The organism is Shewanella sp. S1-58-MNA-CIBAN-0166, assembly GCF_040310085.1.
GTDB lineage: Bacteria > Pseudomonadota > Gammaproteobacteria > Enterobacterales > Shewanellaceae > Shewanella.
In genome coordinates this window covers 266,673-284,464 of record NZ_JBEOPN010000002.1, presented here as the reverse complement: position 1 = coordinate 284,464, position 17,792 = coordinate 266,673, and the positions used below count along the sequence as shown (strand labels likewise).

The following is a 17,792-nucleotide window of genomic DNA, read 5'->3' as shown; positions in this document are numbered from 1 at the left end:
CTGGCGGTAGAGAAGCAAGAGGGTATCGTACCGGCTTCTTCGATAAACATAGTTTTCAGTTCTTCAAAAGCTGTGATAACTAGCCAGTCGATGCCGTTAACATGATGGATAAACATTGAATTTCTCGGTAATTCTGATGCGGAGATTTTAACATGACCAGGGGCAGAACGTAGTCGAGATTTAGTAATTCTGTGCAATTAACGGTCATTCACTAGGCCACCTTGAAACATGTCTTTGCCCCATTGTATTTCAGTGTCATGACGCTGTAGCGGAAGTGGACTTCAAATTTTAATACTTTTCTTTATGCCAGTCCTAGATCCTCTGAGTAACCAATAAACTTGGAATGGTAATAGTGTTGGTTAACTGTCGTTTATGTGTGCGTCAGCTACATCAATGGTAATAAGCTATTGATTAAAAAAGGAGGGGGCGGTACTTTATTTCCCTTGAAAAAGCTGGAACAGTTCAATTATCTTCAGTAGATAACTTATGGAAAGAGTAATGATTAAATTAAAAACCACTGAATTTAATGGCATGACGCCTTCCATTGAATACTTTGAGCTCAATAATGATATGTACAATGAGATTTTAGCTACTAGGAATCTTATTATGCGTGTCTATAACCTAGAGTCTTCTTTTGATAATTTAATTGAGGCGTACAAAGACTTTAAAGTTGCAATTCACCGAGAGAACGTCAACCGCCTTACGATGGGAAGCAAGCTCGATTACGTGTTTAACCATGAGTCTCGCGCCAGGCTAAATAGATGCCTTAACAGTGTACTGAACCAAAGTAAATTCTACATGGATTCGCATATTTATAAAGGTCAACAAAAGTCATTTCTTTTAAATGTGACCGGTGAGCCTGAATTACATAAATTAATCGTAGAGGAGTATGTTGCTGAACATCATGCCAACGGACTCTACTTCTTAGGTTCAGTGCTGCGAAACATTGCCCAACACAGATCTTCGTTAGTAGACAACCTATCCGTAGGTTTTGATGGAGGTTTAGCTGACGAGACAATTGTTGCTCGCTTCACTTTACCATTATCTAAACAGAGCATTCTTGATGACCCGAAGATTAAAAATTCTAACAAGCGTGCTATCAGTGAATCCAATTTTGTCCTTGATGTTAATGTGATTCTAGATGGCTTCGTTCATTCAATATCAAAATTTCAAACACGAAACCGAGAATTGTCAAAGAAAGCCTTTGACTCAGCATGGAACTACTGGGAGAGACTTACTAGTGAATTGCAAAAAAAGCATAGTACCACTGCCAATTCGTTCGAAATAGTGGAGTTTGATGAAGGGGGAAATGAACAACAACACTTCAACACTTGCACTGATTGGATGCAGGTTGTTCCTCACCTTAGAAACAAGAACTATGGACTGATAGATCCATCCAAAGTCGAGTTGTCTAATAAGCCACGGAATAGCTAGAAGAGCTATTGTGCAACTTACCTAGCAAACAACTACGGGATTAAGTTTGTGATGCTGCAGTTAATGTTACTGCTCTCGAATTATGCACAGATTCTAACCCACTTTTGCCCCGTTATGAGTTAATCACGATTTCTGACTTGCATCATTTATCTAATGATAGAAACCAAATATCGACTTCGAAATCTATAAAGCAGTGACCAAAATAGATGTGCCACTACACAGATATAAACCTTAGAGGTAATTAAAAATGTATAATTTTCGTAGTTATATTGTTGGCGGTTATGCATATTATAGAAGTAAAAGCTTTGGCCATTCTGGGGCAGTGTCTATGGTATTGCTTTCATCATTAGGTTTTGTTTTTCTCATCTTGCATGGGGTGTTAAATGCAAATGATGTTAGTATTTTTTCAGATGTTAGCGTGAGCGGGTATTTTTTTATATTTTTAATATGTGCTTTATGGCTATACATTTATTCACTTCTTTGTAAAAGGTTAAAAATATATGAACTTGATTTTGAAACCAGTATAGACCCTAGAAAAATTAGGTTGCATAGCTATGTAACATATTTTTTTATTACGATATTCATTGTTGTTCGAGTTTTTATTTGAACATTTAAACGAGACACCCATTGTTTCGGGCCTAGACCCCAGCGCGTTATAGTTTGGCTGCTCGGTTTGTTTCTCTACTGCTTGTTCGACTTGTTCATCGAGATGGTATTTTGTGGTCCATTCTCAGCGGAAGCCTGGTCCAAGCAATTCTGAGTACTGGTCCATGAGTTGCGAAGCAGTGGTCCATTGTGGGCGGAATATGCAATTAAGAGTGGCTTCTAACGTCTGGTTTTCTTGTCCTCCCGTTGGGCTGTCTGTTTAAGGCGTTGTGCCATACAAAAAGTAATTCAATAATAACTAAATTAGCAGCGCCACTGGCTCGTTTCTGTCCAAAAATAAGCTAGATAACTTCTAAAGTAGTGCCCAACTTTCGTTAGCCAATACAGTTTCTTCTTGGTCTGGTATGGACTAAGCGCCACAACGGTCATAGCTATGTGCAAGACCTAATAGGTTTAATATAACCCGATTTGTCTTCACCGATCTCTAACACGTTAACGTCTTCCATAAAGGTAAAAAACTCATCATTCTCATTAAGTTTTATAAACACGTTTAATTCATTATTTTTAACAGAAAACTGACTATTTTTACATACAGACTCGACACTAAGATTAAAGCTTCCTCCGCCATCGCTATTGTTCATTCTGTATTTCTTTACAAGCTCCTGCCCTCGAAGCATTTTTAACGTATCATCTTGATTCAATTGCAAAATATAAAACTTACTGTCCCGATTTATTTCTTGTGTTAACTCATTAGGTAATACGTATTGAGTATTCAATTTTACAAAATACTCGTCCTCAAAATTATAGTTTGGGTCATTCGTTGTAAATTCAAACTTAATCACTACGTCGTTATTACTAACCACGATTCCATTAGGGGCTTGAACCGCGACAACTATCTCACTTGGTTCAAGTTCTAGCGGATTGACACTCATCATTTTATACATTGTTGTTAGTGGAATACTGCTGCATCCAGAAACAGCACAAATCATCATTAAAAATATAAAAACAAATCTACGTTTCATAATCCGTTAATACCTTACTAAAAATTAATAGTACTGAAATCCATTTTATTAGTTTGATAAGCACAACTAAACCTCTAATAGTTATACTCATTTATTTATGTTGTGTCACGCTCAACAGCAATGTATATCACACCACAGTTATTGTTCTAGTTCATAAATGCCTTATTCAACTCTGAACTTGAGGCCGTTGAAGAAAATAGCGTGAGCTGGCCATGGACGGCCAGCTCGCTTTCGAGGGGAAGGAACGCCCCATCGGAAGCGTTAGCATTTTCGAATAAAGCCGAAGCCATCTACAAATGCCGGTCAAAGTTAAATCTGACACCATGGCGACCTTTTCGCATCTATTGTCATTTCATTCATTGGAAAATGTTGCGGTGTGGCTGGGACCATTCTTGAATTTAGTGGGGTCAGGGTAAACTTTTATAAAAACAGTTCAAAACTTGTCCCTTAAGTTAATTTCTGTCCAAAAACGAGCTAGTCACTGCTTTAAAATATCTAAATTCAGCTTTGAACTTGAGGACGTTGAAGAAAATGACGTGAGACCAGACATGGATGTCTGGCTAGCTTTCGGGGTACAGGATGTACCATCGGAAGCGTTAGCATTTTCACTCTTTATTACAAGATGGGCCGAAGATGGTTACATTCGCTGTCAGAAGCTCGATAATTTCCGTCGCAATTTTTCGCTGCTGTTGTTTGGTTAAAAAGCGAAAATGTTGCCGGAACGGCAGGGGTGATCCAAGAGGGGATTGCTGTTGATCCCCTTTTGGCCCGTGCAGGGTGGAACCTTGCGATGTTAGTCTGGTGTGGGTGAAGCGCCACGACGTTAGTGGCCGCAGACCATGAAGCAATATCTAAAAACACCCTTTGTCCAAAGTAGGACAAACACCCAACTCCCCTATTCTACCGATTATCTGCCGTTGGCTTTTTCAGCAATTTGCGCTGCAAGGTTCTGCGGTGCATGCCCAGTTGGCGGGCAGTTTCTGATACGTTACCATTGTTGGTGGCGAGGACTTGTTGAATGTGTTCCCATTCAACCCGTTTGGGGTTAAGGGGTAGTTCTTCAATATCATCGTAAGTCGTTGTAGTGTCTGGTGTGACTAATAATGCATTTAATAAGGTTTGAGTGTCGACGGGTTTGGCGAGGTAATTGTCTGCGCCGAGGCGGATGGCTTCTACCGCAGTGGCGATGCTGGCAAAGCCAGTGAGCAATACCATGTGGACGTTGGGTAATAATTGTCTTAACGGTTTAATTAACGACAAACCATTATGTTCAGCCAGTTTCATGTCTAACACGATATGCGTTGGCACAAATTGCCTGGCCATTAATAAACCGTCACTGGCGTGATGGCAGGTTTTACACTCAAAGCCATGTTTGCCAAGGCGGCGAGCTAATATGGTCGCTAGGGCTAAATCGTCTTCTATAATCAATAGCTTGTTCATGATGTTCTCAATTCAGCTTGTATTTATTTCAACGTCGGTTTATTTCAACGTCTGTTTACTTCGATTCGCTTCTATTCGTTTAAAATAGCTGCAACTCGCTTTTTATACGCTTAACGGCAGTGTCACGATGGCTTCTGTGCCGCATTCTGGGTGAGGTTTAAGGTATAATTTACCGCCTAAACGCTCGAAGCTGGTGTGACTTAATAATACCGCGATGCCCATCCCTTTGGGACTTTTTACCATGTTACTGCCTAAAGTTTGTAATAAATGAGTCGCAATGCCGACACCGTAATCACGTATAGTCATACTCAGCTGATTGGGTTGTGACAAACCAATATTGATATCTACGCGGGTCTGGTGTTGATTATCTTCACTGGCCTGAATGCCATTTTGAATTAACGCCATTAATGCGGGTAACAAGCTCATGTCGGTCATGACTATACGTGACTCAACTTGTGGTGCTATGGATATATTCAGTTGCGCTTCTGGCATCAACAAACTGATCTGTTCGGTTAAGGTTGCCACTAATTTGTCGACACGCTGTTCTGCAAGTTTTTGCTCCCGTATCGATTCTGTTGCTAACCGTAAGTCAACTAAGGTGACTTCGCAGCGATTCAGCGCTTGCTGCATTTCGCTGATCAATTCCAGTTGTTCTGCATCATGATGGGTATCGACTAACTCATCGGTGAGTAAACGCAATGTGGCTAACGGCGTTGCCAGTTGGTGGGCCATTTGCGCTGATGCGGTGCCTAAGGCCAATATCTTTTCCTGGCGTAACTGGCCTTCTCGTAAATAGCGCAGCTCGGCATTTTTTTGTCTTATTCGTTTGGCAATAAAGCCCACCGTGACGGTTAACACTAATGCCGAAATAACAAAATTAAACCACATGCCTAAATAGTGCGAGCCCATGTCCATACTGTGGCTTGCAGGCATAACATGATTTGCAGCCATTGCCTGGTTTGCTTGCATAACGTGGTTAATTGGCATTTGGCTCATATCATGATCCATTACCGAGCCGCTATTTTGTTCGGTGATATCAACAATCATCAAAGTATAAAATATCGTCGATACGATGGTTAAGCACCACGGTGCCCATCTGGGTAAGGTAATCGCTGAAATCGCAATCGGTAATAACAGTAATGAGACAAAGGCATTGGTTGCTCCACCGGTAAAATATAACCAGGTAGCCCAGAACAAGGTGTCTAATAATAAGGTTAAAAACAACAAACCATTGTTGTTCATGCTGAGTCGATGAAATCGGTAGCTAAAGCCAACATAACAGGCTTCAAAAATGAGCACGTAAGACAAGGTTACTGGAGGCGTGGTTAAGCCAAATAAGTCGGTGGCAAACAGAATAAGGCCAATTTTAAGGCCCCAATTGACTAATCGCAGTAAGGCTAATTGTTGCTGACTTGCACTTAAAGGCACGTTAACGTTCGTCATGTAACCGTTTCCTCGTTCGGTAAAGCATCATAGGCCACTTAGCATTGTCCGATCTGCGTGGCCAGATATTAGACGTCAGCTCAGTGGTGATGATTACACTGTACTCAATAAAATGCTGGTTTCACTATTGAGTACCCCTTCAATGGTGCGAACTTCCCTCAACACTTTATCAAATTCTTCTAAACTGGTGGCCCTAATATCGGCGACTAAATCCCAAGCGCCGTTAGTAGTATGCAATTTTTCGAGTTGCGGTATGCCCCGGAGTTTATTGATCACTTGGGTTGTTGAGCGCCCTACTACTTCAATCATCATAATGGCCCGCACCACATTAGATTCAATTTGTTCGTGTGCGCGAATGGTAAACCCTAAAATAGCGCCACTACTAACCAATCTGTCTAAACGGTTTTGCACCGTCCCGCGTGAAACTTGTAATACTTGCGCCAGCTTAGAAATTGATGCTCTGGCATCTTTACGCAGGATAGAAATAAGCTGTTTGTCGAGCGTATCATACAAATAAGGGTGGGCAGATTGATGTGGTGGTTGCATGGTGTTAAGACCTTATTTGGAGAATAATTGTCATTTTGTAATATACAGCCTAGCATTATGACAAATAATAGTTAAATTATTACAACATAATAGCATTTTGTTTAGCAAAGACACTCGATAAGCTTAATCACAGTCTTATTTAGCGTTTGGTCAACATGACCAAACGTGTCAACTAAAGTGATTAATATAATGAATATAGCCATCAATAAAAAGTCTTCAAATGTTGCCTTTGTCAGTGTCACAGCCATGTTAGCCTTACTCAAACACGTTGGCACTGAGGCGTTTCTATTAGGGTTAACAGACTATATTGAACAAGATTATCGTCGTTGGGAGTTATTTGATAAATCACCACGTTTTGCCAGCCACTCAACTGACGGCGTGATAGAGCTAATGCCAACCAGTGATCAACAACAATTTAGCTTTAAATACGTCAATGGCCACCCTAAAAATACCCATATCGGTTTGCAAACTGTCACCGCTTTTGGTGTGTTGTCTGATGTGGCCAGCGGTTATCCTGTTATGTTGTCTGAAATGACCATACTCACCGCACTTCGTACCGCTGCAACCTCCGCCATGATGGCTAAATACTTGGCCCCACGCGGCGCCACTACCTTAGCGATGATAGGTTGTGGAGCTCAATCTGAGTTCCAAATTTTGGCCTGTAAAGTGGTGTTAGGGATTACCAATGTCAGAATTTACGATATTGATCCAAGCGCAATGGCTAAATGCCAGCATAACCTGGCAGACCAGGGCATCACACTTACGTTATGTGATTCAGCTGAAAGTGTTATCGAAGGCGCTGATATGATCACTACTTGCACTGCCGATAAACGTAATGCGACTATTTTAACCAGCAAAATGGTGCGTGATGGAGTACACATCAATGCCATTGGCGGCGATTGCCCTGGTAAAACAGAACTTGAAGCAGACTTACTATTACGTGCCGATGTGTTTGTGGAATATGAACCACAAACCCGTATTGAAGGTGATATCCAGCAACTAGATGAAACGTTTGCCGTTACAGAGATGTATCACGTTATTCGCGGTGAGCAACAAGGTCGCACCCACGATTCACAACTGACTATTTTTGATGGTGTCGGCTTTGCAATTGAAGATTTTTCTGCATTACGATATGTACATGATTTAATTATGCAGCAACAAAGTCATCAGCAACTCGAGTTACTCACCAACCAAGAAAATCCACGGGATTTATTTGGTTTATTAACCCCAGCATCTCAAGCTAGTCGCTTGGCTGTAGGTGCATAATGGCCATTAACCCTCAAGCGCCATCTGCGGTGGTGATGATCCGTCCACATCATTTCAGTCCTAACCCTGAAACGTTGCCAGATAACAGCTATCAAAGCCATGAATTGGCCGAAGATGCTCTGCAGCTATCGCAACAAGCTTATGATCAAGTGACCCAAGCTCAGCAACTATTACAAACAGCAGGCATCACGGTGCACGTTTTTGAAGATACCACCACAGAAACACCAGACTCGGTATTTCCTAACAATTGGTTTTCAACCCATCTAGGTGGTCATGTTGCTATCTATCCTATGTATGCTAAAAATCGTCGTAAAGAACGCCGGACTGACATCATCGATATGCTCAAACAGCAATATCGAGTACAGGATGTTATTGATTATTCGGGCTTAGAATACGACAACATATATCTAGAAGGTACTGGTGCCATGGTTCTCGACCATGTTGAACGAGTGGCTTATGCGGTTCGATCCAAGCGTACCGATTCATTAGTGCTTGAGCGTTTTTGTACTCAATTTAATTACGAGCCAATGGTGTTTGATGCGCAAGATGAAGCTGGAGTACCGGTTTATCACACCAATGTATTGATGTGCATTGGCAGTGATTATGTCATGGCTGGGTTCGATATGATTAAAGACACTCAACGTCGTCAGCAAATTATTCAACGATTTGAAGACAGTGGCAGAGTGATTATTAACTTAACCGAAGATCAAATTCGTCATTTTTGTGGTAATGCACTTGAGTTACAATCAAAACAAGGCCGTTTTTTAGCATTATCACAACGTGCTTTTGATGCGTTAACACATGAGCAAATTGCGTTATTAACTCAAAGCGTGACTCTGCTACCATTAGATGTATCGGCTATAGAGATGGCTGGCGGTTCTGTTCGTTGTATGTTGGCAGGGATCCATTTATCGAAAAGATAAGCTTCAGCATCAACAAACTTTAAAAAGACTCTTAACAATAAACTCTAATAATAAAGAGAAGACTCAATAAAAGGAAGTTGCTAAATGATTAATGACATTATATCGCTCACCAACAATGTGTTGTGGGGCGAATACCAAGTGCTCATTTATATATTGGTATTTGCCGGTGTGTGGTTTTCATTGAAGTTAAGATTTATTCAACTTCGCCATTTTGGTTATATGTTTAAAGTAATGAAAGGCAGTACTCAAGGTGACAAATCGGGCATTAGCTCGTATCAAGCCTTGTGTACCGGCCTTTCTGCCCGTGTTGGTACTGGTAATTTAGCCGGTGTCGCCATGGCAATATCACTCGGTGGTAGCGGTGCGGTATTTTGGATGTGGGTTATCGCGCTACTGGGTATGGCGACCGGATTTGCCGAAAGCATTTTAGGTCAGCTATATAAAGTGCGAGACGATCATAAAGAATACCGCGGAGGACCCGCCTATTATATCCGCGCAGGACTGAATAAACCTTGGTTAGCGGTACTATTCGCATTATGTTTATTCCTGGGTTACGGCATTAGTTTCAGTGCCATGCAAGCCAACACCATCACCGACGCACTCAACCACACCTTCGAAATTTCACCGGTTTATTCTGGAGCGGTCATTACTTTAATTGCTGGCATCATTGTTATGGGAGGCCTTCGCAGCATTGCTCGTTTTGCCGAGTTCGTAGTGCCTTTTATGGGCTTAGCATTTATTTTGGCAGCGGTAACCGTCACCATTATTAATATCCAACAAGTCCCTGGGGTATTGATGGATATTATTAACTCTGCTTTTGGCTTAAATGAAGCAGCAGCTGGTGCGTTCGGTGCTGCGATTAAAAATGGTATTCAACGCGGGTTATATTCTAACGAAGCTGGCGCAGGCAGTGTGCCACATGCGGCAGCGGGCGCCACTCCGGTGCCAAATCACCCGGTTGCGCAAGGTTACGTACAAATGCTTGGGGTGTTTATTGACACTATGGTGTTGTGTAGCTGTACCGCCATTGTGATTTTATTGGCTAAAGGCAGTATTGGCAGTGAAATGGAAGGTATTCGGATCACTCAAAACGCCATGACCTACCATATGGGCATAAGCGGCGATATGTTTGTTGCCATCATTATTACCCTATTCTCTTTTACTTCTGTAGTAGCAAACTACGCCTACGCAGAAAGTAACTTGCATCTGTTTAAACTCGATAACATCTATGGCCGCACCATTTATACACTATTGTATTTAGGCATGGTGTATTGGGGAGCCAACGCCTCATTAAAAGAAGTGTGGAACATGGCCGACATGGCACTAGGTTTAATGACGGTAGTGAACATCAGCGCCATAATGCTGTTAACCCCGACCATCGTAAATTTAACTCGCGATTATCAAGTTAAACTTAAAACCACTAACAAGCCTGAATTCAAACTGGTCGATGTAGAAATACAAGGTAAAACCGAAAAAGGGGTTTGGTCTTAGCCTTTAATCAGCGCATTTTTACAATGGATTTAACTTGAGTGTAAATTGAGTGCTTAGTTTTGAAAGCGGAATTGAATACATTAGTTCAATTCCGCTTTATCGTTAATAACGGCTCATTATAGCCGTACTAATATAACGCCAATATCAAAATGCCACCATTACATCACTACTAGTACAACGCTAATATCAAAATGCCACCATTACATCATTACTAGTACAACGCTAATGTCACAATACCAATATCACAACACCACTCATGCTTATCCACTGCATTTATCCGTCAATTTTGTAATTCAAATAACCTCTCGTGAATGCAGTTTTGTTGTTTAATCGACATTATTTGCTCAATTAGGAATCGTTCATATCAAATCCATAATTAAGCATAATCAGCAACAATGGCCATTATGGTTAAAAAATTGCCAAAAGATACTGGCCTTATCTCATAGGGTTAACGTAAAATAGCCAACTAACCAAAGAGGATGTAATGGCTAATATTTCTAAATTTGATCGCGATGACGTACTTGAAAGAGCAAAAAATCTGTTTTGGCAGAAAGGTTTTTTGGCCACATCAACGCGAGAAATTCAAACAACTATGGACATGCGACCAGGCAGTATTTATGCCGCATTTGGTAGTAAAGCTGATTTATATCAAGCGACACTTATTCGTTATGCTCAAACGGGCGAACGTAATTTGAATAATATGTTAGAACAACATGATCGTGCATGGGTTGGATTAACACATTATCTACGTGGGCTAATTAAACCATGCTGTGAAGGTTCACCCAGTGAATTGTGCATGTTAGTAAGGACGTTATCTGAATTAGATGAATCCCATCTAGATACATTAAACGTTGCCCGTGAGCAGCTCAATAAATTTGAACAACGATTTGCCAGTATTATTGACCAAGCCAAACTTGAAGGCGACTTACCTGCCCATTTAGACAGTCAACTCACGGCGAAGAAAATTCAAATCAACATTATTGGTTTGCGATCTTATTTAAAAGCAACCAATGACGTTGACACAGTGAGACAACAGCAAGAAGAGTTTTTTAAACAACTGGCTACTGCTTAAACACAAAAAAGCGCCTTATTGAGGCGCTTTTTTAATTCACGTTTTAACTCACATTTTAGTTAATGCCAGAATATCATGCTAACTATCGACTTCATGAGTAGATCGTCGCATCTCAAATTCAAATTCAAATAATAACAGCACTAACCATCGCAAATTGTATCAACACGGTTCAGTATCGTACAGATTACTTACGTGTCGCTCTTAACATCCACGCCGTTTTCTCGTGTATCCGCATACGGTCAGACACCAAGGCTACCGTTGACTCATCATCAGCAGCTTGTGCTAACTTAAGCACTTGTCGCGATGTTTTAACGACTTGCTCATGGCCTAGAGTAAGTAAGTCAACCATATCAGTAGAACTCGGCACACCTTCTACTTCTTTAATAGAACTCAGGCGCGCAAACTCTTTATACGTTCCCGGTGCGGCCACATCCAAGGTACGAATACGTTCGGCAATATCATCGACCGCTGTCGCAAGTTCAGTGTAATGTTCTTCAAACATTAAGTGTAATTCGCGAAAATGTACCCCGGTAACATTCCAATGGAAATTATGGGTTTGCAAATAAAGCGTGTAAGAGTCAGCCAATAAACTTTTTAAGCCTTCGGCAACTTTTAGTCGGTCATCTTTTTTTATACCAATATCGATGTCAGTCATTTTATTCCTCGTAAAGTAGAATTAATTAGTCATAACATTACAGCATTTGTATAAATGGTGATTACAAGCCAGCAAGATTAATAATAAACACCTCTACTATTAACATGTTGCTTACATTGTATCTCAGCGAGTATTTATCGTCGTTTTATTAAACCAATAAAAACACTCGCCGTTAAAACAAATATTACACCACTAATAAAACGGGTCTCAATTCAAATAAAGTGCATTTAGTAAAGCAAATGACTTAATTGAATGTCTACATAAATTAACGTCATAAACTCGCGTAAAATAAATCATTTCGAGTCAATCAATCGTGTTTTCGCTAACTCATCGTTAATGCTAGTGAGTATTTATACTAACATTACCACTTAATGGATCAACCGCTGGCCATTAAACTCTGTTAATAATTTTAGATTAATCTGCGTAACGAAACATTGAAGCGGATCTCATATGGCTGCTCTACGCGGAAACAACACAAAATACATATATATGACCACCACAAGATTAATTAGCAACACAATCACACTGAGCAGGCTAAAGTGGCTCATCATTTCGTAAAGCTCAAAAGGTAAATAGATTGCGCCACTAAAAAGTGCAAACCATTGAGTCCAACGCATGTTATGCCATAAACCATAGGCTTCAATGAAGCGCACCAAAGTATATGCCGCAGCTCCTAATGCTAATAACGTCAGACTTGATTGCGATACCGATCCTATCGCTGCAATAAAAATACTTGGGTAATGACTTGCAGGGTTTAGGTGTAAATGCGTCACCCATTGTGTTGCCAACACCGACAAATTTGCACCAGCATACGCATGTAAGCCTATTGCAACCAATAAAGCCAATACGCCTTTACTTGCTTCTAGCATCGCTATAGCTCGTACCCCTTTATCTGAAGGTATCATCTCTCGCGTTTCCAGTTTAAACAGATTGACCTATCTTAACGGCTGTTAATAACCACGCCTATGAATATTTTATCGATAAAAAAAAGCACTTCGGTTGAAGTGCTTAGTCAGCGAATGTCATCCAGTTTATGGTAGAGAATAACGTAAAATACGTTTAACCACTTGGCTATATTGACGTAAAAAAGGCCCTGTATGATAAGCAATCCCATGGCGGGCAAATATTGCCACCACTTGTGGCGCCACTTGCTGGTAGCGTGACGATGGTAAGTCTGGGAACAAATGATGTTCTATTTGAAAACTCAAGTGACCTGTAAATATATGAAACAATTTGCCACCGAGAATGTTTGACGACCCTAACGCCTGACGATAATACCATTGACCTTGAGTTTCATTTTCACACTCTGCTTGGCTAAAGGTATGTACATCGGTGGTAAAATGGCCACAAAAGATAATGGTAGACGTCCATAGATTGCGAATTAGATTAGCCATTAAGTTACCACATATCACCCACAAAAATAGTGGACCTGCCAGCAGAGGAAATAGCAGGTAATCTTTGATTAGTTGCTTACCACCTTTACTAAAAAAGCGACGTTTGAGCTCACTAGCATCAACTTTTGATGATCGGTCTTGTTTCTTTTTACCCATAAAAACACGTTCTGCAGCGAGTTCATGGTAAGACACACCCCATTGAAATAGCATACTTAAATTAACGTAAGTAATAAATTGCCATAGGTTTTTAACCCGCCACGAAAAATCATTCGACAAACGCAGCAAACCATAACCAAAATCACGGTCCTTACCTATTACATTGGTGTAAGTGTGGTGTTCGTAATTATGGATCCGTTGCCAACTTTTACCATCACAGGCGATGTCCCAATCAAACTGACGCGAGTTAATATGAGGATCGTTCATCCAATCATATTGCCCATGCAGCACATTATGACCAATTTCCATATTGTCGAGAATTTTGGCGCTCGCTAAGCTCAACACCCCCACAACCCAGCATAGTGGATGGATAAACCCGAGCATCAATAACACACGACCGCCCCACTCTAAAGCGCGTTGCCACACAATCACTTTACGAATATAAGCAGCATCAGTGGCACCAACCTCGCTTAAAGTTTGGCGCTTTAAGTCATCTAACTCGTTAGCTAACAACTCAAAATTAATATTTTTATTCATCGATTTATAATTCCAACTCAAGTGGCGTCACTGCCTGAGAAATGCATAATTGGATCAATTGTTCACCTTGTTGCGATAGCTCACCGGTGCGTAAATTTCTAACCACGCCCGTTTTTTTCACACACTGGCATTGGTGACACACACCAATACGGCAGCCAAAATTGGCAGTTATTCCCTGTAGTTCTAAACCATTTAGCAAAGTATCGTTCGTTGCTAATATAAGTTGGGTTTGTTTGCCTCGCTGCGTTAACTGAATATGCTGGTGGCCGTTATCTGTTTGGGGCAATACCGGTGCTTGAAAGTACTCGGCTTGACGGTGTTGTGGCGGGTGATTAATGGCATCTAATTGGCAGTCAACATCTTGCTTAAACTTGCCGGGACCGCAGATCAACACTTGGCTCGCTGCTGGGCACTCCTGTAATGCAGCAGCTAAACTGTCGCCATTTTTACGCACCAACATTTTCACAGAGAGCTGAGGGATCTGTTGCGCTAAAGCAGTAAGTTCATCAACATATAAGTGCTCGCCGGCTTTAGCAAAATAGATGAGCTGAATAGGGCTTAATGATTGCAATACTGATCGTTCTATAGACAATGCCAATTGATGCAACATAGCCATAAACGGAGTAATACCACTGCCTGCAGCAACAAACCATAATGGGGTTTCAGGCAGGTCAACAACACTCTCACCTAGCACAAAATCACCTTGCGGCGCGCTTAAGTTAACATAACAACCAGCAGTGATATGCCAACTTAACCCTGAGGTAAAAGCGCCATTCGCGTTATGTTTAATGGTTAAGCGAATAACCCGTGTTTTGGGGTATTGAGCATGATGTTGTTCGGGCGACGACGAAATAGAGAAAGGCCGCGTCATTAACCGTCCATTTAGCTCAACCGTTAATAACACATGTTGGCCAGCTTTGGCTTGCGGCCAAGATTTTTGCGGGGCTAACTCAAGCTGTAATACATCATCGCGAAGCGGTTTAACCGACAAAACCTGGGCACGAAACCAGTGAGCTCGCCACGCAGGCTTAACACGTTGGATAAGCGGTTCGAAATAACTGCCTAATGATTCAGTATGAAATAAGGTTTTAGCAGTGACTTTGTTAAGTCGGGTCAATAAATTCATTTATAGCGTACACGTGTTAGCTCAATTTCAGCGCACGATTGTATGCTGAAATAACATCGAGGCGCAAGTGGCTGTTTACGCTATTTAACACATTATTAAAAAGGCGGTTGAATGAGGCTTTAAATGACAACCCATTTCTAATAATAGAGATTATGAGGATAAATAGTGGATATTGAGATGTTATCGAAATAGCAAATATAACGATTAAACACTCACGGGATAGCTTAACGGCGTGAGATTTTAATTAAGCATAACGGTTTTTGGCATCGAAATGACACTGGTGACATCGGTTTAATCGCCAGGACCAGATGATCTTTCAAGGTTGTTTTTGCAGCGAATTGTTGGTTATGACTTAAATAAAAGCTACAAGGCAGAGGCTTTGTAGCTCTTATTTGCATTAAAAGCCGATAACACAGTAGAAATGACCAACAAACGCTGTCCGAAGGGTTCGGCTAAAAAATTTTACTCTTTGTTGAGCTTAAAAATGAACGCGAATAAGACCAATAACCAACGGAACCACAAACATAAATGATATGGTAACCAGCCCACCAAAGTCATTTAGCGCTGGTATATCGCCAATATTGTTAACGATATGCCATATAACACGCCTAAAAGAGTGCCGATGTGATGTGGTGATTTTGTTGTCATATTATTAATGATTACTTTTGCTCTTGACCAAAGAGTCGTTCTACTTGTTTGTGCTCTTCTTCAGTTAACGAACCGTAATCTCTTGGGTATGACCAACCATAACCCCAGCGAAATTGGGTGGGTAAATATGGCGAGCCACCCACTCTTACACCGGCTAACATTAATAAAGCAATTTGCGGTTGGCCCGCATTGGTAACACAGGCACGTAATGCTTTATCTGATGCGAGGCGTTCATCAAATGTGCCGCCCTTCCAATAGTCATAATCATGTTTTTGGCAACACGCTAACCATAATTCGCTTTGTTCAAACGTGCCATCTGGAAATGCGCTGCAACCATCACTAGTAAACGGTGCGAGTGTGTCCGCTGCGACAGGATTAATTAACATCAATGCACTGACGATAACGATGGCAGCATAATTTAGGCGGTAATTTTTCACGTTTTGCATCCAGCTTATCATTATTCAACTATCATGATGCCACAGCAACCATGACACTAATAGAAAACAAACGTTGCGTCGTGGTTAAATCCTCTGTTACATCAATGGTTAACTAAAAATAAACCTAGACGAAAAGCCACACTAATAAACCATATTAATGTACCAAATGAGCAAACCATTTTTGGTACGGTTGATACACGTCGTAAAGCCAATTAAAGACTGCGGTATACACTAAAATAAAGCCTAAAACCCCAGCTTCTAATATTAAGGTGTCAATCAGACTTAATGCCAAATACCATGACACTAACGGAATCGTCACCAATAACATACCGCCTTCAAACCCCAACGCATGCACAATTCTAATGCCAATTTTACGCTCAACTCTATTTGGGCCGATTAACTTATCAAACTGCAGGTTGTAAACATAATTCCAAAGCATTGCAAATAGCGTCAACCCTATGCTGACAAGTAACATATCTAATGGATTTTTTTCAATTAATAATGCACTTGCAGGAACAATAATGGCCATGGCAACGAGCTCAAAAGACACGGCGTGAAATACTCTTTCTCTTCTTTGCATGTTTATCTCTATTAAATGGTGACGATTTCGCTATTTTCATCCAATATAAAGATACATTAAAGTTAGTAAGTATCGGTAAAAACGATATGTATAGTATTGAACAGCTTGAAGCGTTTGTGCTGACAGTTAACACAGGGTCTTTTTCATCGGCGGCTAGAAGCCTTAATAAAGCCCAGTCGGTTGTCAGTCAGCATGTGATAAACCTTGAAATAGACTGCAATAGCGAGCTATTTGATCGAAGCGGACGTTACCCACAATTGACACCAGCAGGGAAAAAACTACTGCCCCATGCTCAAGTATTACTGAGCCAGCATCAACGCCTGCGTGATTGTGCCCAAAGCCTAGACCAACAAGCAGTATCAGAGCTAACGATTGGTTTAGATGAAGGCATCCCGCTGCAAAAACTGTCCAATATTATTAATGAACTCGAAACTCAATTTCCAACTATCACGCTTGAGTTTTTAACTGCATCAAGTATTGATATTATCGATATGATTGACACAGATCGGGCTGTGACCGGGATTATTTTCAGTGAGTTAACGATTCCGAATCACATTGATTTCGAATCAATCGGGTCAATTAAGTTTGATATGTATGTGGCAAGTTCTCACCCTTTAGCACAACAGGTGTGTGATAATTTAGCCAATTTAAAATTGCACCGCCAACTGTTGATCCGTTCGCGAAATACTAAATCCAGTAGCTTTCAGTCAGCCATGAGCCCAGATGCTTGGTACGCCGACAATTACTATATTTTGCTAGAACTGGCATTGCAGGGCCATGGTTGGTGTTTACTGCCCAATCATATTGCCAATAACTATGTTAATAGCGGTCAACTAGTTTTGTTACCGTCTGAATTTAAAGAGATTGGCTGGCAAGCGAATGTTGATGTTATACAGCACAATCGTTACAGTCACGAACCGGTATTTAAACAACTCAGGCATTCATTACGCCAATTATTGTCGTATTCAGCATGTTGATGAAACACTTTTAAAAATTGTTATTTGAATCCACAATAA

Annotated in this window: 16 protein-coding genes and 1 pseudogene; 6 read left to right on the top strand and 11 right to left on the bottom strand. The window is 40.9% G+C overall.

The features are described 5' to 3' along the window. Positions 1 to 197: pseudogene (locus AAEY99_RS02830) on the bottom strand (hypothetical protein); the annotation flags it as partial. 301 nt (positions 198 to 498) lie between these two features. On the opposite strand from AAEY99_RS02830, the gene AAEY99_RS02825 reads away from it, so the two are divergent. Then, entirely contained in the window at positions 499 to 1,434 is a 936-nt protein-coding gene (locus tag AAEY99_RS02825; protein ID WP_351009000.1) for a hypothetical protein, read from the top strand. Positions 1,435 to 2,471: 1,037 nt separating this feature from the next. Here the strand turns inward: AAEY99_RS02825 and AAEY99_RS02820 are convergent. From AAEY99_RS02820 to AAEY99_RS02805, 4 genes are all read right to left on the bottom strand, one after another. Then, entirely contained in the window at positions 2,472 to 3,062 is a 591-nt protein-coding gene (locus AAEY99_RS02820; RefSeq protein WP_351008998.1) for a hypothetical protein, read from the bottom strand. 900 nt (positions 3,063 to 3,962) lie between these two features. Then, on the bottom strand, positions 3,963 to 4,502 hold the full coding sequence (locus tag AAEY99_RS02815; RefSeq protein ID WP_123883516.1) for a response regulator transcription factor: 540 nt from the start codon (positions 4,500 to 4,502) through the stop codon (positions 3,963 to 3,965). A 102-nt stretch (positions 4,503 to 4,604) separates the two neighbouring features. After that, positions 4,605 to 5,945, bottom strand: a complete 1,341-nt coding sequence (locus AAEY99_RS02810; protein WP_351008995.1) for a sensor histidine kinase — start codon at positions 5,943 to 5,945, stop codon at positions 4,605 to 4,607. Between the two features lie 93 nt (positions 5,946 to 6,038). Beyond that, the gene (locus AAEY99_RS02805) at positions 6,039 to 6,491 is read right to left on the bottom strand and encodes an Lrp/AsnC family transcriptional regulator (protein WP_101088433.1); all 453 of its coding nucleotides are present in this window, start codon (positions 6,489 to 6,491) and stop codon (positions 6,039 to 6,041) included. Between the two features lie 189 nt (positions 6,492 to 6,680). Between AAEY99_RS02805 and ocd the strand changes: the two genes are divergently transcribed. The 4 genes from ocd (at position 6,681) to AAEY99_RS02785 (ending at position 11,243) form a co-directional block, all read left to right on the top strand. Further along, positions 6,681 to 7,757 carry an ornithine cyclodeaminase gene (gene ocd / locus AAEY99_RS02800; protein ID WP_162023003.1) on the top strand — a complete coding sequence of 359 codons (1,077 nt, stop codon included), beginning with the start codon at positions 6,681 to 6,683 and terminating at the stop codon, positions 7,755 to 7,757. After that, a complete protein-coding gene (ctlX, locus tag AAEY99_RS02795) occupies positions 7,757 to 8,680 on the top strand; it encodes a citrulline utilization hydrolase CtlX (protein ID WP_162023002.1) in 924 nt (307 codons plus the stop codon). Before ocd ends, ctlX begins: the two co-directional genes overlap by 1 nt. 84 nt (positions 8,681 to 8,764) lie before the next feature. After that, complete coding sequence (locus AAEY99_RS02790; protein ID WP_351008993.1) at positions 8,765 to 10,171, top strand: alanine/glycine:cation symporter family protein; 1,407 nt, start codon at positions 8,765 to 8,767, stop codon at positions 10,169 to 10,171. 484 nt (positions 10,172 to 10,655) lie between these two features. Next, positions 10,656 to 11,243: a TetR/AcrR family transcriptional regulator gene (locus AAEY99_RS02785; protein ID WP_351008991.1), complete on the top strand. Its 588-nt coding sequence runs from the start codon at positions 10,656 to 10,658 to the stop codon at positions 11,241 to 11,243. Between the two features lie 184 nt (positions 11,244 to 11,427). Here AAEY99_RS02785 and AAEY99_RS02780 read toward each other — a convergent pair whose 3' ends face one another. The 6 genes from AAEY99_RS02780 to AAEY99_RS02755 form a co-directional block, all read right to left on the bottom strand. Continuing rightward, entirely contained in the window at positions 11,428 to 11,898 is a 471-nt protein-coding gene (locus tag AAEY99_RS02780; RefSeq protein ID WP_101088438.1) for a Dps family protein, read from the bottom strand. A gap of 446 nt (positions 11,899 to 12,344) precedes the next feature. After that, positions 12,345 to 12,803, bottom strand: coding sequence for a DUF2127 domain-containing protein (locus AAEY99_RS02775; protein WP_350979251.1), 459 nt, complete (start codon positions 12,801 to 12,803; stop codon positions 12,345 to 12,347). A gap of 126 nt (positions 12,804 to 12,929) precedes the next feature. Next, entirely contained in the window at positions 12,930 to 13,985 is a 1,056-nt protein-coding gene (locus tag AAEY99_RS02770) for a fatty acid desaturase family protein (RefSeq protein ID WP_101088440.1), read from the bottom strand. A 4-nt stretch (positions 13,986 to 13,989) separates the two neighbouring features. After that, positions 13,990 to 15,111, bottom strand: coding sequence for a flavin reductase family protein (locus tag AAEY99_RS02765; protein ID WP_350999505.1), 1,122 nt, complete (start codon positions 15,109 to 15,111; stop codon positions 13,990 to 13,992). 659 nt (positions 15,112 to 15,770) lie between these two features. Then, positions 15,771 to 16,205 (bottom strand): hypothetical protein, encoded by a 435-nt coding sequence (locus tag AAEY99_RS02760; RefSeq protein ID WP_502959487.1) that lies wholly within the window; start codon positions 16,203 to 16,205, stop codon positions 15,771 to 15,773. 145 nt (positions 16,206 to 16,350) lie between these two features. After that, on the bottom strand, positions 16,351 to 16,776 hold the full coding sequence (locus AAEY99_RS02755; protein ID WP_162022997.1) for a PACE efflux transporter: 426 nt from the start codon (positions 16,774 to 16,776) through the stop codon (positions 16,351 to 16,353). Between the two features lie 86 nt (positions 16,777 to 16,862). On the opposite strand from AAEY99_RS02755, the gene AAEY99_RS02750 reads away from it, so the two are divergent. Next, positions 16,863 to 17,753 (top strand): LysR family transcriptional regulator, encoded by an 891-nt coding sequence (locus tag AAEY99_RS02750; protein ID WP_351008988.1) that lies wholly within the window; start codon positions 16,863 to 16,865, stop codon positions 17,751 to 17,753. Positions 17,754 to 17,792: the final 39 nt, after the last annotated feature.